The 24,309-nt window shown below is 34.7% G+C and carries 20 protein-coding genes and 2 pseudogenes; 9 read left to right on the plus strand and 13 right to left on the minus strand.

Features of this window, described 5'->3' with window-relative positions:
* Positions 1 to 8 precede the first annotated feature (8 nt).
* A pseudogene (locus tag HMPREF0528_RS09090) lies at positions 9 to 349 on the plus strand (transposase); the annotation flags it as partial.
* A gap of 216 nt (positions 350 to 565) precedes the next feature.
* Here HMPREF0528_RS09090 and HMPREF0528_RS05995 read toward each other — a convergent pair.
* The 9 genes from HMPREF0528_RS05995 to HMPREF0528_RS06035 form a co-directional block, all read right to left on the minus strand.
* Positions 566 to 817, minus strand: a complete 252-nt coding sequence (locus HMPREF0528_RS05995; RefSeq protein ID WP_004895935.1) for a type B 50S ribosomal protein L31 — start codon at positions 815 to 817, stop codon at positions 566 to 568.
* 116 nt (positions 818 to 933) lie between these two features.
* Entirely contained in the window at positions 934 to 2,532 is a 1,599-nt protein-coding gene (locus HMPREF0528_RS06000; RefSeq protein ID WP_004895936.1) for an APC family permease, read from the minus strand.
* Between the two features lie 104 nt (positions 2,533 to 2,636).
* Positions 2,637 to 3,401, minus strand: a complete 765-nt coding sequence (locus HMPREF0528_RS06005) for an ABC transporter ATP-binding protein (protein ID WP_004895937.1) — start codon at positions 3,399 to 3,401, stop codon at positions 2,637 to 2,639.
* Positions 3,394 to 4,293 carry an ABC transporter permease gene (locus tag HMPREF0528_RS06010; protein ID WP_004895938.1) on the minus strand — a complete coding sequence of 300 codons (900 nt, stop codon included), beginning with the start codon at positions 4,291 to 4,293 and terminating at the stop codon, positions 3,394 to 3,396. Before HMPREF0528_RS06010 ends, HMPREF0528_RS06005 begins: the two co-directional genes overlap by 8 nt.
* A complete protein-coding gene (gene trpX / locus HMPREF0528_RS06015; protein WP_004895939.1) occupies positions 4,290 to 5,282 on the minus strand; it encodes a tryptophan ABC transporter substrate-binding protein in 993 nt (330 codons plus the stop codon). Before trpX ends, HMPREF0528_RS06010 begins: the two co-directional genes overlap by 4 nt.
* Before the next feature lie 285 nt (positions 5,283 to 5,567).
* Positions 5,568 to 6,803 carry a serine hydroxymethyltransferase gene (gene glyA, locus HMPREF0528_RS06020; protein WP_004895940.1) on the minus strand — a complete coding sequence of 412 codons (1,236 nt, stop codon included), beginning with the start codon at positions 6,801 to 6,803 and terminating at the stop codon, positions 5,568 to 5,570.
* A gap of 147 nt (positions 6,804 to 6,950) precedes the next feature.
* A complete protein-coding gene (gene gtfA, locus HMPREF0528_RS06025) occupies positions 6,951 to 8,393 on the minus strand; it encodes a sucrose phosphorylase (RefSeq protein WP_004895941.1) in 1,443 nt (480 codons plus the stop codon).
* A gap of 10 nt (positions 8,394 to 8,403) precedes the next feature.
* Positions 8,404 to 10,602: an alpha-galactosidase gene (locus HMPREF0528_RS06030; protein WP_004895942.1), complete on the minus strand. Its 2,199-nt coding sequence runs from the start codon at positions 10,600 to 10,602 to the stop codon at positions 8,404 to 8,406.
* Positions 10,586 to 12,547 (minus strand): sugar MFS transporter, encoded by a 1,962-nt coding sequence (locus HMPREF0528_RS06035; RefSeq protein ID WP_004895943.1) that lies wholly within the window; start codon positions 12,545 to 12,547, stop codon positions 10,586 to 10,588. Before HMPREF0528_RS06035 ends, HMPREF0528_RS06030 begins: the two co-directional genes overlap by 17 nt.
* Positions 12,548 to 12,768: 221 nt before the next feature.
* Between HMPREF0528_RS06035 and HMPREF0528_RS06040 the strand changes: the two genes are divergently transcribed.
* The 3 genes from HMPREF0528_RS06040 to HMPREF0528_RS06050 all read left to right on the plus strand — a co-directional run bounded on the left by HMPREF0528_RS06040 (position 12,769) and on the right by HMPREF0528_RS06050 (position 15,987).
* Entirely contained in the window at positions 12,769 to 13,596 is an 828-nt protein-coding gene (locus HMPREF0528_RS06040; RefSeq protein WP_034525272.1) for an AraC family transcriptional regulator, read from the plus strand.
* 77 nt (positions 13,597 to 13,673) lie between these two features.
* Positions 13,674 to 15,089: a C69 family dipeptidase gene (locus tag HMPREF0528_RS06045; protein ID WP_004895945.1), complete on the plus strand. Its 1,416-nt coding sequence runs from the start codon at positions 13,674 to 13,676 to the stop codon at positions 15,087 to 15,089.
* A 139-nt stretch (positions 15,090 to 15,228) separates the two neighbouring features.
* A complete protein-coding gene (locus HMPREF0528_RS06050) occupies positions 15,229 to 15,987 on the plus strand; it encodes an NADPH-dependent oxidoreductase (protein WP_004895946.1) in 759 nt (252 codons plus the stop codon).
* A gap of 146 nt (positions 15,988 to 16,133) precedes the next feature.
* Here HMPREF0528_RS06050 and HMPREF0528_RS06055 read toward each other — a convergent pair whose 3' ends face one another.
* The gene (locus tag HMPREF0528_RS06055; RefSeq protein WP_004895947.1) at positions 16,134 to 16,736 is read right to left on the minus strand and encodes a nitroreductase family protein; all 603 of its coding nucleotides are present in this window, start codon (positions 16,734 to 16,736) and stop codon (positions 16,134 to 16,136) included.
* Positions 16,737 to 16,885: 149 nt separating this feature from the next.
* On the opposite strand from HMPREF0528_RS06055, the gene HMPREF0528_RS06060 reads away from it, so the two are divergent.
* Positions 16,886 to 17,206: a winged helix-turn-helix transcriptional regulator gene (locus tag HMPREF0528_RS06060; RefSeq protein WP_004895948.1), complete on the plus strand. Its 321-nt coding sequence runs from the start codon at positions 16,886 to 16,888 to the stop codon at positions 17,204 to 17,206.
* On the opposite strand, the pseudogene HMPREF0528_RS09750 reads toward HMPREF0528_RS06060, so the two are convergent.
* Positions 17,207 to 17,659, minus strand: a pseudogene (locus HMPREF0528_RS09750) (UCP014422 family protein).
* Between the two features lie 86 nt (positions 17,660 to 17,745).
* Here HMPREF0528_RS09750 and HMPREF0528_RS06070 point away from each other — a divergent pair.
* The gene (locus tag HMPREF0528_RS06070; RefSeq protein WP_004895951.1) at positions 17,746 to 18,456 is read left to right on the plus strand and encodes a DUF4097 family beta strand repeat-containing protein; all 711 of its coding nucleotides are present in this window, start codon (positions 17,746 to 17,748) and stop codon (positions 18,454 to 18,456) included.
* Between the two features lie 41 nt (positions 18,457 to 18,497).
* Here HMPREF0528_RS06070 and HMPREF0528_RS06075 read toward each other — a convergent pair whose 3' ends face one another.
* Complete coding sequence (locus HMPREF0528_RS06075; RefSeq protein WP_004895952.1) at positions 18,498 to 18,764, minus strand: hypothetical protein; 267 nt, start codon at positions 18,762 to 18,764, stop codon at positions 18,498 to 18,500.
* A gap of 68 nt (positions 18,765 to 18,832) precedes the next feature.
* Positions 18,833 to 20,014: an AEC family transporter gene (locus HMPREF0528_RS06080; RefSeq protein WP_034525273.1), complete on the minus strand. Its 1,182-nt coding sequence runs from the start codon at positions 20,012 to 20,014 to the stop codon at positions 18,833 to 18,835.
* A gap of 392 nt (positions 20,015 to 20,406) precedes the next feature.
* On the opposite strand from HMPREF0528_RS06080, the gene oxc reads away from it, so the two are divergent.
* The 3 genes from oxc to HMPREF0528_RS06095 all read left to right on the plus strand — a co-directional run bounded on the left by oxc (position 20,407) and on the right by HMPREF0528_RS06095 (position 24,217).
* On the plus strand, positions 20,407 to 22,143 hold the full coding sequence (gene oxc, locus HMPREF0528_RS06085) for an oxalyl-CoA decarboxylase (protein WP_004895954.1): 1,737 nt from the start codon (positions 20,407 to 20,409) through the stop codon (positions 22,141 to 22,143).
* 5 nt (positions 22,144 to 22,148) lie between these two features.
* The gene (gene frc / locus HMPREF0528_RS06090; protein WP_004895955.1) at positions 22,149 to 23,507 is read left to right on the plus strand and encodes a formyl-CoA transferase; all 1,359 of its coding nucleotides are present in this window, start codon (positions 22,149 to 22,151) and stop codon (positions 23,505 to 23,507) included.
* A gap of 194 nt (positions 23,508 to 23,701) precedes the next feature.
* Positions 23,702 to 24,217 carry a hypothetical protein gene (locus tag HMPREF0528_RS06095; protein WP_004895956.1) on the plus strand — a complete coding sequence of 172 codons (516 nt, stop codon included), beginning with the start codon at positions 23,702 to 23,704 and terminating at the stop codon, positions 24,215 to 24,217.
* The last annotated feature ends 92 nt before the right edge of the window (positions 24,218 to 24,309 follow it).

The following is a 24,309-nucleotide window of genomic DNA, read 5'->3' on the forward strand; positions in this document are numbered from 1 at the left end:
ATGCTTAACTAGGAGAATTAGGAGACTTACGCAGATTTAGTAATCCTAACAAAATCAATGCTTTTATTGGAATTGATCCGGGACGTTATCAATCTGGTGAAATGGACGCCAGTTTAAGCATTACTAAGCATGGTAATGCCGTAGCACGTAAGATTCTTTATCGGGCTATCGACCAAATCGACCAGGCAGCTAAAACACAGCACTGTCATATAGCTGATTACTATGAAAACAAAAAGCTATCCTCTCAAACCAAAGGGTTCAAAAAGATAGCTATTGCCTCTATACACAAACTGATCAACTATATGATTACGACGTAGCCAAACATAATCAAAAAAGACTTTTATCGTAATTAATCGATCAGATTTATTATACTCTTCTAGCTTATTAAAAAACTATTTTAATAAGCTTATTTGTCTTGGATTAATTTCCAAATAAATTGACCTGTTTATTTAGAAAGTTAAACAACTTGATCAAAAATAAAAGCCAAATGCCTTATGGCACTTGACTTTACGTAGAAAAAGAGCAGTCCAAAGTGGGCTGCTCTTTTGGTAAAAACCAAGAATTATTAGTTCTTTGAAGACATACCGTACTTCTTGTTGAATTTTTCGATACGACCATCTGCTTGTGCAAACTTTTGCTTGCCAGTGTAGAATGGGTGAGAATCTGAAGAAATTTCAACACGAACTAATGGGTAAGTCTTACCTTCGAATTCAACTGTTTCTTCTGGTTTTAAAGTAGAACCAGCTACGAACTTAGCACCAGTTGCTGAGTCCATGAAAACAACTTCTTGGTAATCTGGATGAATCCCTTTTCTCATTGTTTAATACTCCTTTGCCATGACCAATATTTCAGATCATAGATTATTTTACGACTAGTTAAGGATAGCACCTTTCTAACTATAATTCAAGCTAATTTATACTAGTGTACTTAATTTTAGTCATTCTTAAGCTTAATTTTTTCGTTTACTTTTATCGCTGCCGGATCAATTTTTTCTAGTCCTGTATCAATTGCAACTTTATAGAAGATCAAGGAGACAATTGCAATCAACAGAAAATCCCACGGATATTTAATCCAGTTTTGTCCACCAAAGCCGTCGCTACCACAATAAGACATAATAGAAATAAATACTAAATACCCTAAAAGCCAAGCAGCATGCTTAAACTGCGATTTAAAATCTTTCTTTTGATATTTAACTTCATAATAGAAATAAATTGGAATTCCCACAAGAATAACCAAAATAACTTGAATTGTTGTTGGCCACATCGTCCAATAAATAGCTAAACTAGTTAATACAAAAGTTAAAGGAGCAAACCAGCGCATATAATTAGGTTTATATGGTCTTTCCAAATCTGGTGCTATTTTTCTCAAAGTAATAGTAGTAACTGGACCAGTTAAATAAGCAATCAAAGTTGCACAAGTAATTACTGTTGCAAGTAAATTCCAGTTCCTAAAGACACTTACTAAAATCATTGCCAAAATTAAATCTGCAATCATCGCAAAACGAGGCACTAGATAGCGTCTATTAAGTCTCCCTAACCAAGCTGGTAAGTGTTTTGTATATGTCATTGCAGCAAGTGCTCTTGATGCTGTTGCGACAAAAGCTACTCCAGTCCCAAAAGGCGAAACAAAAGCATCCATATAAAGTAAAATCACAAGCCAATTAATTCCTAAAAGGATTGCAATATCTGCAAATGGGGACGCAAAATCAATTCCATGCCAGGAGTTTTTAGCAAGCATTGCTGGATCAACTGCTCCAATAAAGGCTACTTGAAGCAGAATATAAATTGCAGCTGTCACAAACATGGAAATTAAAACTCCACGAATAATGTTCTTTCGAGGATTCTTTAATTCACCACCAATATTAATTATTGTCTGAAATGCGTCATAAGACATAATGATACCAGCGCCAGAAGCTGCTTCAAAGATGGCTCTACTTCCATAAGGCATAAATGTTTTTACATCGTGACCAAAGTTAGCAGGATGAAAACTAGATGCAAACAGCATAATAATTGTTATCGTAGGCAAGAGTACTTTAAAAACAGAAATTAAGTTAGTAAAGTGCGTCATGATTTTAATTGACCAGAAGTTAATTAAAGTAAAAATAATCATGAATACAAATACCAATAATAACCCAGGTGTAGTTATATTTCCGTCTTGCATAAAGTGATGTGTCCAGTTTGCCCACTTCCATGGCCAAGAACTCATGTATTGAACAGCCGCAACTGCCTCCATTGGCACCAAGGTTACCAAAGAAATCCAATTCGCCCAGGCAGCGATAAAACCAAGCATGGGACCATGGCTATATTGAGCATATTTGCTCATTCCCCCACTTTCAGGAAACATAGTTCCTAGTTCAACATAGGTTAAGGCGATTGCAATAATAATAACTGCACCAATGATCCAAGATAAGATAGCCGCTGGGCCGGCAATTTTTGCTGCCGAACCTGAGCCAAAAAGCCATCCGGATCCGATCAACGAATTAAGGGCTAGCATTATTGCTGAAAATAAACTTATTTTGTGTCCCTTATTCACATCTCTTCCATCCCTTCTTTATAAAACTTAAATCTATAGTTAAAACAATTAAAAATTATTTTAACTAAAAAACCTAGAACCGACAACCAGCCCTAGGTTTTAGATCAATCTTCAAAATAGCTATAAAGATCACTTACTTTTAAATTTCTTTTTTCTTCTTCACTAATATCTGCTTTAACTTTACCATCCTTTAACACTAAAAGACGATTTCCATATTTTAAAGCATCCTCCATGTGATGTGTAATCATTAAGGCAGTTAATTTATTTTCTTTAATTTGCTTATCAGTTACTGCTAGTAGATTTTCACTAGTATGAGGATCTAAAGCTGCTGTATGCTCATCTAATAACAAAATATCGGGCTTTTCTATTGTAGCCATCAAGAAGCTCAAAGCTTGTCTTTGGCCTCCAGATAAGCCCTCCACAAACGTATTTAAACGATTCTCTAAGCCATTATTCATAACTGCAGCTAGCTTTTTAAAACGAGGTAAGTTTTGCTTAAGTCTTCTAATCTTTAAAAATCTTCTCTTTCCCCGTTTTGTTGCTAGTAATAAATTTTCTGCCACCGTCATTCGCGGAGCCGTCCCCATCTTAGGATCTTGAAAAACTCGTCCAATAAATTGTGTCCGCTTTTCTTCACTCATTTTAGTAATATCTTGCCCATTATGCCGAAGAATACCACTATCAGGTTTTAAACTACCCGCAATCGTATTAAAAAGTGTAGACTTACCCGCTCCATTTGTCCCAATTATAGTAATAAAATCTCCAGGTCTAATTTCTAAATTAATTCCTTTTAAAATTGGAACAATTTCACCATCAGCTGTTTTAACAGTTGTTTGGACATCTTTTAATTCTAAAATTGGCTTAGTCATGCTTTTTCACACCTCTTTCTACTGGCTTTTTCAAATGTAAAAACTTTTCTAACTGCGGAAGCATCATACATAGAGCTAAGACAATTGAAGAGATTAAATTTAAATCATTAGCTGAAAATCCAAGTTGCAGTACAGCGAGTAAAATCAAACGATAGATAATACTACCTAAAGTTACAGCTACTAAACGCTGATTTAAGGTTAATTCTCCAAAAGCTACTTCACCAATAATAATTGAAGCTAAAGCAATAACAATAGTTCCAATTCCCATATTAATATCAGCATAACCATTATTTTGCGCAATTAATGCTCCACATAAGGCAACTATTCCATTTGATAGCATCAATCCTATAATTACCATAAAGTCTGTGTGAATTCCTAATGATTTTGCCATACTCGGGTTATCTCCGGTAGCAATAAAAGCTTGGCCAAAATCTGTATTTAAAAAGAAAATTAAAATTCCAGTAATCACTACTACAATAACAATACCCAAAGCAACACTATTAAAATATTGCGGTAAATTTTCTAAAAATTCATTGTTGAGTAATGTCTTCTTACCAATCAGTGAAATATTAGAACCGCCCATAATTCTTAAATTAATAGAATAAATTGCCGTCATTGTTAAAATACCAGCAAGTAGAATTGGAATTTTTCCTTTTGTATACAATAATCCCGTTACTAAACCTGCTGCCATTCCAGCCAAAAGGGCTAAGAAAGTAGCTAAGTATGGGGACATTCCGTGTGAAATATTAGCTACTGCAACAGCTGCACTCAATGGAAAGGTTCCTTCTACGGTCATATCAGCAAAATTCAAAATTCTAAATGTCAAATATAATCCTAAGCCAAGCAAAGCCCATAGCAAACCCTGGCCAATAGCAGATACGATCAAGTTCATCTATATACAACTCCTTTTTTCTGACATTCTTCTAAAAATCGTTTAGGTACGTGAAGATTTAATTCTCTGGCTTCTTTTAAATTAACAACTGGTTCTCCCTTTTTCACTCTTTCGATTGGTAAAGAACTAACTTTTTTACCCTTTAAAATTTCAATAGTCATCCTTCCAGTCATTTTTCCTAACTCATATTGATTAACACTATAAGTTGCAAGACCGCCTTGTTTTACCATATTAGCTGCAGCAGGGAAAATTAGCTTTTTAGCAGCATTACCATTTTTAACTAATGTTTCCATCGCTCCAGCAATTGTGTTATCAGTTGGTACAATGACGGCATCTACTTGACTAAACATCTGCTCTGAAACTTGATTAAGATCGTTACTATTTGCAATTGAGAAAGATTTTAAAGGTATTTTTCTCTTTTTACATTCACGTTCAATCTCGTGAAAGCCGCTAACTGCAGAAGAATCACTAGAAGTATAAATTACTCCTAAAGTTTTTAAATTGGGTAAAAACTCCCTAATTAAATCTAATTGTTGCTTAATTGGAGCAGCATCTGATACACCAGTAATATTTTTTTCGGGATGTCTTTCATTTTTTACTAGTCCACTAATTTTTGGACTTGTTACAGCACCTAAAACTATTGGAATTTTATTCGTTGTATTCGCCAATGCTTGGGCAGCTGGAGTAGTAATTCCAACTAATACTCTTGATCGCTCATCAGTTAGTTTTGTTGCCATCGTACGTAAATTACTCTGATCATTATTTGCATTTTGATAGTCAATTTTGATATTTTTTCCATTTACGTAGCCTTCCTCTTTCAATTCATCTCGAAAGCCGCGATATATCTCATCAAGAGCTGGGTGACGCATAAGAGTTAATACACCAACCCGGGGAATTTTATTATTTTCTTCTTTCTGTTTATTCTCTCCAAAAAAAGCTATGGTTAAAAAAGCTACCAAAATTACAATTAATCCATACATTCTTTTCATAATTTTTCTCCAAAAAAACAGGAATCTACTTTCACATGCAGATTCCTGTTACTTTTTTATCACAAAAAGAAAAAGGTCTGCATGTTACTCCATGCAGACCACAATAAATACACAGCCAGCACAGATACAATCTGAATCTTTCAGGTTGCATCTTGCTTAACAACCTGATTTACTGGCCTTGCCAACGATTATTTTTCATAAACTTAGCTTGTGTATTCATAATTAACTACTCCTTAAAAAATTTAATTATATTGTAATTGGCTTATATTTTTCTGTCAATAGCTTTTATTTGATCGGATATCTCTGAATTAACCCCTTAACTCTTTCTTTTGCCTGAGCTAGGACTCCTGCATCTTCAGGATTATCCAAAACTTCAATAATTATTTTAGCAACTTCTTTAGCATCAGATTCCTTAAAGCCCCGACTAGTTATTGCTGGTGTTCCAATTCTCAATCCACTAGTAATAAATGGACTTCGTTTATCGCCAGGAATAGATTCTTTGTTAGTCGTAATATTCACAGAGTCTAGTAAATTTTGGGCATCTTTTCCTGTTACGCCGGTCTTGGTAATATCAATAATCATCAAGTGATTATCAGTTCCACCTGAAACCACGCGAATATTTTTGCTATTTTTAAATTCTTCAGCCATGGCTTTTGAATTCTTAATTACTTGATCAATGTATTGAGTAAATTCTGGCTGTAAATCTTCATAAAAAGCTTGAGCCTTTGCAGCAATAACATGCTCTAATGGTCCACCTTGCGTTCCTGGAAAGAGAGCTGAATCAATTTTCTTCCCTAATTCTTTATTGTTAGATAAAATCATCCCTCCACGCGGACCACGTAAAGTTTTATGTGTGGTTGTTGTAACAACGTCAGCTATAGGAATTGGGCTCGGATGTGCTCCAGTTGCAACTAAGCCTGCAATATGCGCCATATCAACCATTAGATAGGCACCAACTTCATCCGCAATATCACGAAACTTCTGCCAATCAATAATTCTGCTATAAGCAGAAGCGCCAGCAATAATTAATTTTGGCTTCTTCTCTATAGCAATCTGTCTAATTCGCTCAAAATCCAATTCTTCAGTTTCAGGATTTAGGTCATAACTAATAGAATTAAAAATTTTCCCTGAAAAGTTAACCTTCGCCCCATGCGTAAGATGCCCACCAGCATCCATACCCATTCCTAAAATTGTATCTCCTGGCTTTAACAAAGCATTATAAACTGTCATGTTTGCCTGTGAACCAGAATGAGGCTGAACATTGGCATATTCTGCATTAAATAATTTTTTGGCATAGTCAATTGCCAATTGTTCTACCTTATCAATATATTGACAGCCACCATAATATCTCTTTCCCGGATATCCTTCTGCGTATTTATTGGTGAGAACAGATCCCTGTGCTTCTCTGACAGAATCGGAAACAATATTTTCTGATGCAATTAATTCAATTGTATCTTCTTGTCTTTTCTCTTCACTTTTAATTGCATCCCAAAGTGCAGGTGATTTTTCTCCATAATTCATCTATAAATTCCTCCCATGCTTGCAGAATTTTTTCATTAATCAAATTATACCTTATATTGTCTATAAACTTAGTTTCTAGATCTGCTTCAAAAAAAAGAATTAAGCAATTTCTACCTAATTCTTCTTCAAAAATATTTATAGTTTGTATTAAAAAGCCATCTCTCGCCCATTCACTAACACTTTATAAGCTAAGGTTTCTAAGTTTGCACGTAATTCTGCTTTTCGTGTTTTGTCCTGATTCAAACGGATAATATGAATTTCATTTTCAGTAGGAGTAGTAACCTCAATACTTCCATTCAAATCAAATGCCGCTTCATTATTTCTAAATCTTAATAAGTTAATTAAAGAACTAACAACAGGACGTTGAACTTCTTCATGAATTTCTTCACGACTATAATAATGACGATTAATATTTCGACCTTCTTTTGTCTTTTCAAGAAGTTCAATATCATTTTTACCAGCAAGCATTCCAACATAATAGACTTGGGGAATTCCAGGTGCAAATACTTGTAAAAGTCGAGCCATAAAGTATTTTTTATCATCATCACCAAGTGCAGAGTAGAAAGTAGAGTTTATTTGATAAATATCGAGGTTATGATATTCCGCACTTGAGTATTTCTTTTTAACATTAGCGCCGACCTTATACAATTCATTGCTTGTGTATTCTATCTCATTCGGAGTTAAGATATCACGAGCATCTACTACACCAATTCCATCATGAGTATCTAATGTCGTAAACTGCTTCATTGGACTCTTTTTTAGCCATGAAGCAAGACGCTGACTTTTACCGCTATATAGTGAATAAAGCACCACCATTGGTAAGGCAAAATCATAAATAAAGTAACCATGTCTTGCAATCTTAAATGGCATTGAATAGTGTTCATGAATTTCAGGCAAAATTAGCGCGCCTTTAGCTGAAATATCATCTTGAACTTCTTTCAATAGATCCCAAATTTCTGGTTCTACGAAAAAGTCATTAGTATCTAGCTTCTTAACAGCATAAGCAAACGCATCTAGTCGAATGATGTCACTGCCATGATCAATTAAATTATTTAAAGTCTGCTTAATAAACTGTTTAGTTACATCTTTGCGAACATCAAGATCAATTTGCTCTTCACCGAAAGTATTCCAGAGTTTTTCCTTACTTCCATCCGCAAAAATAATTTCCTGATATGGAGCACGATCTTTTCTCTTGTAAATAAGGTCAATATCTTTTTGCGTTGGTCGATTCTTAGGCCAGAACTTATCCCAACTCAAAAATAAATCAGCATATGGACTTTGATCCTTATTTTTTTGAAAGTTACGGTAATATTTAGACTGGCGAGAAATATGATTAATCATAAAATCAAACATAAGATAGTATTCTTCGCCTAACTTTTCAACGTCCGACCAGTCCCCAAATTGAGGATCAACCATTGAATAATCCGTTGGAGCAAAGCCGCGGTCACCAGTTGAGGGAAAGAATGGTAACAAGTGAACTCCTCCAACAGCACCTTTTAAGTCTGTGTGCAGTACGTCATCTAAATCTTTAATATTTTTACCTAAACTATCTGGATAGGTTATGAGCATTACTTTATTTGAAATTGCCATTACTATATTCCTAATCTATTGCTTTAAAGTGATAAATATAGGCCTTGAAATCACCGTGTTCAACTGGATCATAAATTCCTAAATTCATCAATTCATCTCCGCCGTATACCTCATGAGTATTTTGATCTTCATAGTACTTTTCTGGGGCAAGTCCGACCATCTTGGTCTTAGTTAAATATGGCTGAGCACTTGCCATTACTTTAACTACTGATAAAACAGCTTCAGTTTTATCTTTCGAAACAGTTTCCCAGGCACATTGATTACTGGTTTGAGCACTCTTTAACCGATAAAAAGTGCCATACTGAGTAACTTCTCTAATTTTTTTATATTCTGCCACCTGCTCTTTAACTGCTTGACGATCCTCTTTGCTCATCTTAGTTAAATCAAGTTCATAACCTAAATCACCCCACATTGCTACAATTCCACGTGTCTTAAATGGTGTAATTCGACCATTTTGTTCATTTGGACTAACTGAAACATGAGAAGTCATCATTGATTGTGGATAAGCTAAACTAGTACCATATTGAATACTTAATCTATCAATTGCGTCACTATCATCACTAGCCCAAATTTGTGGGTTGTAGTATGCCATACCAGCGTCAAAGCGTCCGCCTCCGCCAGAACAACCTTCAATTAATAGATCTGGATAAGAATTAACTAATCTTTCAAGCAAGTCATAGAGTCCTAAGACATAACGGTGGTAAGTTTCACCCTGTCTTGCAGCTGGTAAATCTGCTTCATAAATATCTGACAAGTGACGATTCATATCCCACTTGATATAATCAATCTTTCCTGATTCAAGAATTTTGTTCATTTGCTCAAAGATATTGTCACGAACTTCTTTTCTACCTAGATCAAGAACATATTGATTACGAGATGGACTTGGAGTTCTTCCTGGAACATGCATTAAATAGTCAGGATGCTCTTGATATAAGTTTGAATCCATTGAAATCATTTCCGGTTCAAACCAAAGACCAAATTTTAATCCTTGTTCATGAACATAATCCGCAAAATGGTCTAATCCATGTGGGAATTTCTTTTCAAAAACACTCCAGTCTCCTAATGAAGAATTATCATCATCACGATGGCCAAACCAACCATCATCAAGAACAAACATTTCAATGCCCATTTCCTTCGCATCATCAACAATTGGCTTCAATTCTTCTTCGTCAAAATCAAAATAGGTAGCTTCCCAGTTATTTACTAAAATTGGTCGAACTTGATCTTTATACTTACTTCTAATAACACGATCATGAATTAAACTGTGGAATGCTTGACTCATCTTGTTCAAGCCTTGAGCAGAATATGTCACCAATACTTCTGGAGTTTGGAAACTAGAATTTGGTGTTAGTTCCCAGCTAAAGTTGAAATCATCAATACCGATATTGACATGGGTTTGTGCAAATTGATCTTTTTCTACTTCAAATTTGTGATTACCGGAGTAAACAAAGGCAAAACCATAAGCATCCCCAGAAAATTCAGTAGTAGCTTTATCAACTAAAGCCATAAATGGATTCATTTGATGACTAGAAGTACCACGATGACTAGAATAGACATGAATACCTTGATTAATTTCGCTACGTTCTACTCGTCTTTCATGTGCATGAGCACCAGGTAAGGTAATTGATTCAAAGTCACGGTCTACAAAGTCGATTTGCATTGAAGCAACTTTTTCAATGTTAACTGCTTTCTCACCCTCATTAACAACTTTTACTGAGCGCGTGAGTACGGGGTAATCGCGATAAATTGTATAAGCTAATTTAAATTCAACTTTGCTCTTTTCATCAAGTAAATTGATAATTAAAGTTTCAGCTTCATCATTATTTTCAACAAAGGAATGTGGCAATCCTGCTAAATCTGGCTTACCTGCTACAATTTTATAATCTTGGTAAGTCAAAAATAGTGCGTTAGATCCATCCTTTTGGCGAACTACTGCTGCTGGAGTATGGTAATCCATTTCACCAGCTGTACTGTATTCTTTTGGTAAAGAATCACGTGAAAAAGTTCTATCTAGTGAGCCCGGTAAATTACCAGAAAAGCCTCGGTCTACTCGCGGATAGCGTAATTGCCCATGATATTGTTTAATTGTTTTACCAAAATACACGTGAGCAAGTGTATTTCCATCTTCAACTGCTAATAAGTATGAAATTTGATCATTATGTAAATGAAAAACTTTATTTTTTTTATCAAAATTAATTAGTTGGTTCAACTTCTCCGCCTCCTAATACTGGCTCTTCCTTCTTTACTTTTAATTCTAAAATATTATCTTCTGCTTGTACGGCTTGACCAGTTTTCGCCATTAAGTCAATATCTGAAAACTTACCAGAATTTGTTACTATTACAATAACCGTGTCATCTAGACCAGCCTTTTTAATAGTAGGGTCCCAGAATTCAATTAATTCTTGGCCCTTCTTTACCCTTTGACCCTGTTCAACATATGATACAAATCCAGTTCCGTTTAGTTCTACCGTTCCAAGTCCAATATGAATTAATAGAACTACCCCGTTATCACCAACTAGCCCAACTGCATGTCTTGTAGTAAAGACCTGTCTAACTGTCGCATCAAATGGAGCCAGGACCTTTCCATCACTTGGCTTAATTGCAAAGCCTTGTCCAACTGATCCAGATGAGAATGTTTTGTCATTAACCTGGTTTAAATTTATCAATTCACCAGAAATTGGAGTGGCAATGAGGACATCACTATCAACATCATTATCACTATCCTTATCAAATTTCTTGCCCCAGGTCTTTTCAAGCTCAGCTACGATTTCTGCATGTTTCTTTTCACTTAAAATAACCTTACTTGCAAAAATTAAAATTGCAATTACAAGCATAACAGCAGGTACAGCGAACATCATTATTTTAAAATTAAGCTTACCAGCTGCTGTAATTGAAGAAGCAGTAGCACCAGTAGTCATCCCAGCCATAATCGCAATTTGACCAACAACACCATTTGAAACGGCACCGCCAAACTTATCAATTAATGGACGAACAGACAACGCAAGTGATTCGTCACGATGCCCAAGTTTTAACTGACCATATTCAACTGAGTCAGTAATAACCATTAAAACGATTAAAAATACCATTGGTTGTGGAAAGCCAAAAATTGAGGCAGCAAGCAAAACCAGTGGTAAATTACTTCCAGCTACTGCAAATAATCCCATTCCACAAAGCATTACAGCTAAACAAGAAGTAAAGAGTGCCTTACGACTCATTTTTTTAGATAAAAGTGGAAATAATGACGTCGCAATAATTCCTAAGAATACATTAATCGTTGAAAAAATAGAAAATGCTTTTGGCATTCCCATAATATATGTAAAATAGTAAACTTCAAGAGATCCAGTAATATTAATTGCAACCCCATAGAATAAGTATGCAAGTGCAACCCACATTAATTGATCATTACCTGATAAAGCTTTAAAAATACCAATAATTCCCTTAGTATCTTTCTTATTTTTACGAATATCGCTGTTAACTTCTCTAGTAAATAAACCAACACACCATGCAGAAACAAATGCAATTGAGCAAATAATTGCTGCAAAAATGAACCAACCACGATCATCCCCCGTAGAAGTTGGACGGGCTGAGAAGTAGATAACAGCTGGCATAACTAGAATTCCAACTAACCCACCACCAATAGTAGATCCTACACGAGCATAAGTAGCAGTTTTTTCTCGTTCTCTAGAATTAGTTGTTAAAGATGGAAGCATTGACCAAAAGCCAACATCTTTAAATGAATAAAAGATATCCATTGTGATGTATAGAACTGCAAAAACAATCATGTATAAGATTGCATTCTTTTGATAAAGTCCGCCTAAGTTAGTGAACAATATCAATAAAATCACAGCTGAAACGCTACCACCAACTACAACCCATGGTCTAAAATGGCCCCACTGGGTCTTAGTCCTGTCAATTGCATTTCCAATAAATGGATCAATAAATAATTCAACAATTCTTAACACCATGATAATCAATGTAACCATACTGATCATTCTGGCATCTTCAGCCGCATTACCTGTATTAAATAAATGCGAGGTAATAAACATAATTAAATATCCTGATAGTAATCCATAAAATGAATCATTACCAAATGCACCAAAACTGTATGCTAGTCTAGCACCCAGTGACATTTTTCCCTGATCTTTATCTTTCATAATCTTCCCTCTTTTAGTTTTTTGTATTCGCTTTCAACAATATTTATTATGCATAATGTATGCGCTTTACAAAATAGCTAGATTAAGTCAGATTATGTCAATTTGTTTTTAATCATAATGATATGTTTTACCGTAAAAGTGGTATCATTATAAGTACTAAATATATTTTTGAAAACATATATCCATCATTAACATGGGAATTTGATAAGAGGATAAGAGCAATGAATGGTGAATATCATACATTAAACAATCACAGTATTGAGACTAAAGTTTTATTTTTTGGACAAGAAAATTGTCTTCCAAACTACTTTTTCAAGGGTAATAATGTCCGTAACAACTATGTCATTCACTATATTCAATCAGGTAAAGGAACCTTTTCGGTAGCTAATCACCATGCTGTGAACTTAAAAGCTGGCGATATTTTCCTTCTTCCAAAGGATATACCTTGTTTTTATCAAGCTGACGGCACTGAACCCTGGTCATACTTCTGGATTGGTTTTTCAGGTGTAAAAATCAAGGGATTACTAGACAATTCTAAGTTGACTAAAAAATATTATTTACGTCAGCTTCAAACAAGTGAAACTTACGAAAGCCTAAAACAACTTTTCGATTCACTTCACTACCGTAGTTCCCTTGCTAGCGATGTATTAATTGAGTCATTAATCTATACATTCTTTTACCACTTAATCACCGAATATCCTGCTGAATTAAATTCTAAAGCTAAAAACGCTAATGAAGAATTGCGTCTAGCGGTTAATTATTTAGAACAAAATTCTGCTAATTCTACTTGTACAATTAGTGCTCTATGTAATGATCTCGACCTATCTCGAAGCTACTTATACAGCATTTTTAAGAAAAATCTGAACCTTTCTCCACAAGCATTTCTTACCCAATTACGGATGGAAAAAGCGAAAGAAAAACTATTAAACAGTAATTACGCTATTCAGCAAATTGCAAATATTACCGGGTATACGGATGCCTTTACTTTTTCAAAAGCTTTTAAACGCTATACTGGCCTTAGTCCCAAATACTATCGAGAAAAGCATTAACTAGTGCCAGATTATTTCCTAAGACCTTACATTTTCGCGTACAATAGTAAGTAAAGAATTCAGAAAGGATTTTATTTATGAAACCAACCGAATGTACTACTATCTTAGTCGGAAAAGATGCAACTATTGATGGTTCAACAATGATAGCTCGTAGTGAAGATGGCGGCCGTACTATTATTCCTGAGCGATTTGATGTAGTAATGGCAGCTGATCAACCTAAACACTACGAAAGCGTAATTAGTCATCAAAAGATCGACGATGAAGATCTTCTCCCTAATCCTCTTCGCTATACTAGTGCACCTGACGCATCAGGTGAAAATGGAATTTGGGCTGCTGCTGGTATTAATTCAGATAATATTGCTATGACTGCAACTGAAACTATTACCACTAATTCAAGAATTCAAGGTATTGATCCCCTCCTTGAAAAAGGGGGTCTAGGCGAAGAAGACTTCGTGACTCTAACTTTGCCATATATTCATTCTGCCTATGAAGGTGTAGAACGCGTAGGCTATCTCCTTGAAAAGTATGGTACTTACGAAATGAACGGAATGGCTTTTTCTGATAAAAACGAAATTTGGTACCTTGAAACTATTGGTGGCCACCACTGGGCAGCTCGCCGTATTCCAGATGATGCATACGTAATTGCTCCTAACCGTCTAAATATCGATGAATTTTATTTTGATAATGATGATTTTGCTTCATCAGAAGATTTAAAAGATTTAATTGAAGAATACCACTTAAATCCAGACCTTGAGGGCTATAACTTGCGTCATATCTTCGGCTCCTCAACAATTAAAGATGCGCACTACAATAATCCACGTGCTTGGTATATCCATAACTATTTTGATCCTAATTTTGGTGGCGAGCCAAGTGATCAAGATCAACCATTCATTTGCCACGCAAATCGCAAGATTAGTATTGAAGACATTAAATGGGCTGAAAGTTCTCACTATCAAGATACTCCTTTTGATGCATATGGAGATCAAGGTACAGCTGAACAAAAGAAGACCTTCCGTCCAATTGGTATTAATAGAAACTTTGAAACTCATATTTTACAAATTAGAAATGACGTTCCAGAAGAAATTGCCGGTGTTCAATGGTTAGCATTCGGACCAAATACTTTTAACAGCATGGTTCCTTTCTACACTAATATCACTACCACTCCAGCAAGCTTCCAGACTGGTCCTAAATTCGATTTAAATAAGATCTTCTGGTTGAATAAACTAACTGCTCAATTAGGTGATACTAATTTCCGTGTTTATGGTGAATTAGAAGCCGATTTTGAACAAAAGAGTCTTGCTCAATGCCATAAAATTCAACATGAAACTGATAAAGAAATTGAAAACTACTCTGGCAATGAACTCCAAGATAAGCTGAACAAAGCAAATCAAAAAATGGCCGATACAGTTTACAATAATACTGTTGAATTACTAGGAAATATGGTTAACGAAGGTCACGGCTTAATGACCTTAAAATATGACTTACTTGATTAGGCGAAAATAAATACATACAAAGATGCATAGAAGTATATACTTCTGTGCATCTTTTTTTATCCAAAATTAATGACAAAGAGAAAAAAATAATAACTATTTGCTATAATATACTTACTAATTATTAGCAAGAAGGATAAAAATGATACATAACAAAACTATTGATACACAATTAAATCACCGTTCAATTCGAAAATTTAAAGATACAACTTTAAATAAGGAACAATTGGAAACTTTATACTCAGTTTTTGCACAAACTCCAACTAGTATGTTTATGCAAAATGCTAGCTTGATACATATTATTGATCCTGAGCAAAAGAAAAAAATTAGAGAACTATGTAATCAAAAATATGTTGGTGCAGAAGGTGATTTATTCATCTTTGTCGTTGATTTATATCGTAATCAACAAATTAGAAAACAACTTGGCACGGATGATGGTCGTGTGCATACTACTGATATCTTTTTCCAAGCAATGGAAGATACCTTACTTGCCTACCAAAATGTCGCTAATGCCGTAGAAAGTATGGATTTAGGCTACGTACCACTTGGAACAGTTAATGATCATCCACTTGAAATGCTTAAGACACTTGATTTACCTAAATTGACTTTCCCAGTATTAGGGATGCAAGTTGGCGTGCCTGATCAAAAGCCACAATTAAAACCACGTTTACCATTAAAATTCACTTGTTTTGAAGGAAAATATGATAAGGACTTCAATGTAAAAGAATTACGTGACTATGACAAAGTAGTTACTACTTACTATGATTTACGTGATTCAAATCGTTGTATTGATTCATTTACTAAACAAATCACTGGCGCTAAGCTAGATAATCATAAAACTGATCGTGACGAATTGCCTGAAGAACTGCATAAACAAGAGCTTTGCTTAGACTGGAAGTAAAAATATTAGAATCGGATCAAATGATTCGGTTCTTTTTCTTTCTAAAAATAAAAAGTGAGAAGAAAATAATTTCTTCTCACTTCACTTGTTTGTTCAAATTTATCAGTATCTTAACCTAACGAAATTACTTGAAAAAATGTATTTTATTATTTAATCAACTTAAATACTTCATTTTCATCAAGATAATCTTTCTCACCAGCTGGAGCTTCAATAGAGCCAAATGGCATTTGTGCACGAAGTTTCCATTCTTTAGGTAAATCAAAGGCTTCATGAATTGCATCATCAATTAATGGATTGTAATGCTGCAAACTTGCACCAATATTTTGTTCAGCTAAAGCAGCCCAAACAGCTTGTTGTGCTCCGCCAATGCCTTGTTCTGCCCAGTCAGCAAAATTATCTGCATACAGAGGAAAATCTCTTTCTAACTTTTCCACAATTGCTGTATCAGTTAGGAAAAGAATTGTGCCAAATCCAGCTCTAAAAGTAGCAATTTTTTCTTTTGTTTTAGCAAAGGCTTCTTCGTCAAGTACCTCAGATTTTAATCTGTCTTCAACAATGTCCCATACCTTATTTGAAGCTTTTCCAAATAAAACAACTGTACGCACAGTTTGACTGTTAAAAGCAGTTGGAGAATTGCGAACCGTATCCTTAATCAAAGTATAAATGTCCTCAGGAGTTTCTTTTACATTATCCCCAAGTGCATAAATTGAACGACGTTTTGCTAATAAATTATTAAATTCCGTTTTCATGCTTGTACCTCTCTATTTACAAAATAAGTTTTACAAGTTAATGTATTTATATATTTCACTTACTTATAGTAACTTGCTTTTAAAAAGTAACAAGACGTGAATTTATTTTCACCTAGTCACAATTTATTCACCAGAAAGGAATGTTATTAATGGAAAAACTATCTGCTTCTAGTTGCTCACTAGAAAATACCGTAAGTATAATTGCCGGAAAGTGGAAAAGTGTTATCATTTACTATCTATTGCAAAGAAAAGTGTGCCGTTTTAGCGAATTACAGAAATTAATTCCTGACTGCTCTAAAAGAATGTTAGCTCTCCAATTAAAAGATTTAGAAAAAGCAAAAATTATTAACAAGAAAGTTTATCCGGTAGTTCCTCCTAAAACTGAATATTCCTTGACTGATTTAGGAAAGACACTCTTTCCAGTTATTAAGGCGATGGATGATTGGGGCGCAAACTACCATAATTCTTAATTACTTACTAGCCTTAGGTGGACGAAGAGCGCCGCGTTTAATCGTGATTGGTAAATCCTTTAAAGCCCCATAAACCTTTTCAAGTTCAGCCATAACCTCTTTTTCATCTAATCCTTTTTCCTTGATAACTTCAGAGGCCGCTTTAGCATAGTTACGTTTAAATTTTGCATTCACTTCATTCCAGTTAACTGATGCAAAATTATCAGCTAATTTTTGATCAAAGGATATTTTCCCTTGCAACATCAAAACTGCAATTATCGGATACCATGCATAACCTTGCTAATAAGTCGCATTGTCATTTGAATGGTAAATGTTATCCTCCCAGCTTACCGTATAGGTCTTTGCACCATTTGATGAGGTAACCAAAGCTTCATTATTTTTTAATTCCACATGTTTATCCACAATTGCTGTGTAAGCTTCTAAAATTTTTTGAATTGGTGGCATCTTTTTCATTAACTTTCCCTCCAATTTTCATTTAAATTTACTTTACTCAATAAATATAAGATAATTAGTCATAACTATTATCTTAGGATTTTTTTATGAAAAATATTAGTAAAAAGTTCGCCTTAATTTTTATGCTGCTCTCTCTTGGACTGACTCTTTCAGCTTGCAGCATTATTATCTCTAACAACAATAAACCGGAAATTAAAACTACTATTAGTAATCAAGGTTTTAATCAACTAAAAGTCTCTGTTACTGCAACAGACATTTCTGTTAAATATGGCGATAAATATAACGTTAAATACGAAGGGCCTAAGAATTTAAAGCCTACTGTTAGCAGAAAGAATGGTAGTCTAACAATTAAGCAATCAGCCTCTGGTATTCACCGCATTAACGGAGATCCTACTATCACTATTACCGTACCAAAACACCTATTGAAGAGTTTAAATCTTTCAACAGATGATGGTAATATTGAAGTGGAAAACATTGCTACCACAAATCCTATTTCTTTGAATACTGATGATGGAGATATTGATATTAACAATTTAAAATCTCCAAGTGGAAAAATTGATACCAGCGATGGAGATATCACTATCAACAAATTAAATAGTAAAAATGGCTTTAAGATAAACACAGATGATGGCGATATTCATATCTCTATGTCTAATTTTAGTGGCTATAACCTTAATGTAGATGATGGGGACATCAAAGTTAAAGGTGATTCATCTAGCGATACTTTTACACAGAATAAAAATAGCACTAATGTATTAACAGCTTCTACACAAGATGGAGATATCAAAATTAAATAGAATATAAGCAAAAATGACAGATTGTAGCCTTTTACAATCTGTCATTTTTGCTTACTTAAATATAATTTGTTACTTCGTGGAAATTCTATCTTTTGTAATTTTTTCATTCTCTTTAAAACTTCTATTTCAGTTAAATTTTCCCACACTATTTGGCGATATCCATTTTCAACTACTGTAAAAGCATCTCCACTCTTTTCCACAAGGATGCTTCGATCTTTTTTATAAGTTAAAAATTTAATTTTATCACCCTTATTCATCTTTTGAAGTTCAATTCTTAGGAGCTTCAACAAATTTTTATTATCTATCATGTTTTAATTCCTCAACAAAAAAGAGATAAGAACTCATCTTATCTCTTAATTATATACATAACTTTTATTTAAAACATATGTGCCAAGATTGGTAATAGCCAAATCCAAAAGATACAACTTACTGCAAAGAATACTGTTGAAACAGCTACTGAACTAGCACCTTCCTTAACATAAATGTTGTAACGGCTAGAAATAATAATTCCAGAAAATGCTGGTGGCAATCCAGTGGCCAAACAAAGCATTGAAATCTTAGTAGGATCAGATCCCATCCCGCAAATATAGGCAGCTGCAACAATTACTGCTGGAGTTAAGAATAATCTAAAGAAAGTATTCCAAATTACTTCCTTATTAATTGAAAACTTAACTGTTGATAAAGCAAGTCCCGCTGCTAAAACGGCAACACCAGCATTTGCTTTTGCAATCAAATCAAAAGTTGGTGCCCAAGAAGTAGGAATTCTGATACCAATTAACACGAAAATAACCGCAATTAGTGGCGCTGCAGCAACTGGTTGCTTAATGGCGTTGATAACAGACTTTACAGTTGGGTTCATTTGCTTGTGTGGTTCATCAGCATGATCTGCAATTTCAGCACATGCTAAATCAATTTCACGTTCTATACCTTTTTCTTTCAAAGCTTTTGCTTCCGCATCAGTAACCGGTACTCCATCGGGAATAGTTACCATCACTTTTTTCTTAGTCTTGTTTGGCCCTTTACCCTTTATGTCTTCTACTTCTACTTTTGTACCCTTATTATTTGAATTAGAAGCAGCTTTTTTCTTTGTTAAGGCCTGTCCCCTATTAATTAAGGCTAAGCCTAATGGAATAGTAATTGCATTAACAACAATTGAGACAATTCCAATGACTAAGTTAGTTGTTGCATTATTTCCATAAATGGGATCTAGTACTGCAAAACCAAGAAAACCAATTGTTGGAGAACCAGCAATTAAAGCACAAACCGCAGCTTGTTGTGTAGTTCTGTGGAAAAACAATTTATCTAAGTAATAACTCAACATAAAGAGTCCTACCACACCAACAATTGAAATTAACGTTAATACGATATCTTGCGCAAACATTTTTCTGGTAGCTTTAACAATTGAAATAAATAAAGCTGCTGGTAATGCGATATCAAGAACTAATTTATTTAATCCTTGTCTCTGATCATTATCGAAAAAGTAAAACTTTCCGCAGAGATAGCCTAGTAACATAATCACCAAAATTGGAATTATGTCATTGATTAAGATACTAATCATCTCTATACCTCGCTCATAATCTGACCAGTCTAATATTTCCCGTCTGACCAGTCTAATATTTCCCGATGGAGTTATCTTCATCGTAATTCAAATATAAACCTAATACAAAGATAAGCAAGCAAAAAATTTTATAAATTTAAGCAAAATAGTTATTTTTATTTAGCTATACATAATACATGTTGTATCAGAGAAAGCTGGCAAAGTATTTAAAATACACGTAATATATACAAGCCATATCAGCAACAACTTATGTGTAGTTGTATAAGTTTTTTTATAGTGTTTTTCTTGCTAACCAATTCAAAAAAAGCTATAAATTATAGTGTGCGCATCCTTTATTGGAATAGCGCCTTTATATAAAAAAGTAATATTTATAATTACTATGGAGGTACGTTATGGTAGAGGACTCTCTAAGTAGAACGGGTGCCAGTTTATTAATTGACGCTTTACAAAAAAATGGTATTAACAACCTATATGGAGTTGTGGGAATCCCAATCACAGATTTAGCAAGATTAGCTGAGTTAAAGGGAATGAAGTATTATGGCTTTCGTCGTGAAGACTCTGCCGTAGACGCTGCCGCAGCTGCTGGATTTTTAACTAAAAAACCTGGTGTAGCTATGACTGTATCTGCTCCAGGTTTTTTAAATGGACTAACTGCTTTAGCTCAAGCTACTAAGAATTGTTTTCCATTAATTATGATTTCTGGATCATCAGAACGCCACATTATTGACTTAGCACAAGGTGACTATGAAGGATTAGATCAATACAATGTTGCTAAGCCTTTCTGCAAAAAGGCTTATCGTGTTGATCGAGCACAAGATGTTGGTTTAGCAGTTGCTCGTGCAATTCGTACTGCTGTATCTGGCAGACCCGGTGGTGTTTATCTTGATTTACCAGCTGATACTATTGCTCAACTCAACAATGATCTCGGTGAAAAGAACATGGGAGTCTATAAATTAGTTGATCCAGCTCCTCTGCAAGAACCAAGCGATGAAGCAATTAATCGTGCAGTTGATATTATTAAACAAGCTAAAAAACCTTTAATTATTCTTGGTAAAGGTGCAGCTTATGATAGAACTGAAAAACAAGTCCAAGAGTTAATTAATAAGACTGATATTCCATTCCTACCAATGTCTATGGCCAAAGGATTGATACCTGATGATGATAAACACTCTGCAGCTGCAGCTCGTTCATTATCATTAAAGGGTGCTGATGTCGTAATTTTAATTGGTGCTAGATTAAACTGGATGCTTTCATACGGAGATGCACCACAATTTAATCCTGATGCAAAATTTATCCAATTAGATATTGATGCAACTCAATTTGATTCTTCTCAAAAGATTTCTGCTCCACTTCAAGGTGACTTAACCTCTATTTTAAACAAGTTAGTACCAGCTCTTACTGCAACTGGTTATAAGGTACCTTCTGAGTGGCTTAACGCTATTGCTCAAGATACTGCAAAAAATGATGCAAAATTCGCTAAAAGAATCAAAGCCGGTGAAACTAATCCTGAGTTTGGTTATTACGGCGCTATCGAACCTATTAACGAGTACTTCCAAGAACATCCAGATACTTATCTTGTAAGTGAAGGTGCTAATACTCTTGATATTGGTCGAGACATGATTGGAATGAAACTTCCTCGTCATCGACTTGACACTGGTACCTGGGGAGTAATGGGTGTTGGGATGGGCTATGCTATTGCCACTGCTATTGAAACTGGTAAACATGTTGTTGCCCTAGATGGAGATAGTGCATTTGGTTTTGATGGTATGGACGTTGAAACTATGTGTCGGTATAATCTACCAATTACTGTTGTCGTTATTAACAACGGTGGTATCTACAATGGTGTTGACAATGTTGTTCCTAACCAATTAGGCCCAACAACGCTTGATCCAACTGGCAGATATGATTTAATTGCCAAAGCTTTTGGCGGTGATAACTATTACGTAACTAATTATCAAGAAATGAAAGATACTTTTGCTACAGCAGTTGAATCGGGACGTCCAAGTATTATCAATGTCCAAATTGATCCATCAATGGGTAAAGAATCAGGTCACATTGGTAATTTGAACCCATCATTAAACTTAAAGCCTCTTGAAGAAGCTGAACAAGAAAAAATTGATAAGGAGTAATTAAAATGAGTGAGAACGAAAAAAAAGAACAAAATGAATATGCTCCATTAAAAGGAATTAAAGTAGTTGACTGGACTCAAGTTCAATCCGGCCCTTCATGTACTCAATTACTAGCATGGCTTGGAGCTGAAGTTATTAAAATCGAACGTACTAATACTGGTGACCCAACCAGAAATGAATTACTTGATATCAAGGATTCATGGAGCCTTTACTTCCTCCAACTAAATGCTAATAAGAAGTCTTTAACTGTTGATATTAAAACTCCAGAAGGTAAAAAGATTATGTACGACTTAATTAAAAAAGCCGACATATTCGTAGAAAATATTGCTCCTGGTTCTGCTGATAGAAATGGTTTTGGCTGGGAAAAGCTTCATAAAATGAATCCTAGATTAATCTATGCTTCATTAAAAGGTTTTAACCAAGGATCACGTTTTGAAAATGTTAAGGCTTTTGAACCAGTTGCTCAATCTGCTGGTGGTGCTGCTTCTGCAACTGGTTGGAACAAAGGTGAAGACAATGTTCCTACTCAATCTGCGGCAGCCTTAGGTGACTCAAACTCTGGGATGCACTTAACTATCGGTATTTTAGCAGCCTTACTTCAACGTGAACACACTGGTGAAGGTACCTTTGTTTACCAATCAATGCAAGATGCCGTCTTAAACCTTTGTCGTATTAAATTACGTGACCAAATCATGTTAGACAACTTAGGTGCTCTTCCTCACTACGCTGTCTATCCTGACTGGAAATGGGGTAAAGCAATTCCACGTGCAGAAAATACTGAAGGTGGACAAGTTATTGGTTGGTGCTACAAGGCTAAAGGTTGGGAAACTGATCCAAACGCTTATGTTTATATTGTTGTTCAAAACGAAAACAAGAAGTGGAATAAGCTTTGTGAAGCAATGGGTCATCCTGAATGGGAAGAAGATCCAAGATTCATTGACTGGCAACACCGTCAATTACATAAGGAAGAACTTTACCCATTAATTGAAGCTTATACTAAGCAATATGACAAATATACTTTAACTAAAGAACTAGGTGCTGCTGGTGTTCCTGTTGGTCCTGTTCTTGACTGGCATGAACTTGAAAATGATCCTGATTTAAACAAAGATGGTGCTATTGTTACTATTGATCAAGGCGGTAATCGTGGTGACTTCAAGACTATCGGTCTACCATTTACCCTTTCAAATTACACTCCATCTTACGATCGGGCACCAGATCTTGGTGAAAACAACAAGGAAATTTTAACTAAGTTAGGCTATGATCCTGACCAAATTGAAGAACTAGTTAACAAAGGAGTTATCTCCAAGGCTAAGGGTCCTAAGAACCCACGCGTTCACGTTATTATCGACGGCAAAGAACACTAATTAACTTTTAAATATTTACTAAAGACAGTTAGAATAAACCTCTAACTGTCTTTAGTGTTTTCTTTTTATAGACATTAATTAATTTTTTGTACTCTTACAAATTACTTAAAGTCCTACTTTAATCACTATACTTTATTTTAAAATGCGTCTATAATATAGATTCATAAGATATATAAAGGGGTGAATTTCTGATCATGAAGAGTGTAAATTACACTAAAAAACATCACATGTATTTAATGAACCATACCAATGGTGACGTTATTGAAGTGAAGACGGATAAAAATAATAAATCATTCAAAAAGTTACGTCTTTATCGTCAAGATGGTTTAGGAAACTATTATCTAGATCCACATGCAGAGTTAAAAGATCGGAATAGTTTAGCCACTAAAGAAAATATTGTTGAAGCCGGTAAAAAAGTTAGTCGTCATGTTGCTAGTGCTCGTCACTGGCACCATAAAGTAAGACCAGTCTTTAATGCTGATCATAAAATTATTGATTTTGAACCTCGCTTAAACCTAAAGCATCATACTCAGGTTCAAAACGCTAAAAGATATCTACGTCACCTTGAAAATCATCATGCTGACTTTCTTTTCCGTAAAAACAATAAAGGTCGCCTAATGGCACCCTGGAACTACGTAAAAGACGCAATTTATGAAGATCGAAACAAAGAAATGGTTTTGGCTCATAAAGTACATAAATTAACTAAGTAAAAAGTTTCTCGTTCAAATTGAACGGGAGCTTTTTGTTTTATATAACACAAAATTGGATTAATATCTTCCCAATCAAGTGACAATAAAAATAT

The organism is Lactobacillus johnsonii ATCC 33200 (assembly GCF_000159355.1).
GTDB lineage: Bacteria > Bacillota > Bacilli > Lactobacillales > Lactobacillaceae > Lactobacillus > Lactobacillus johnsonii.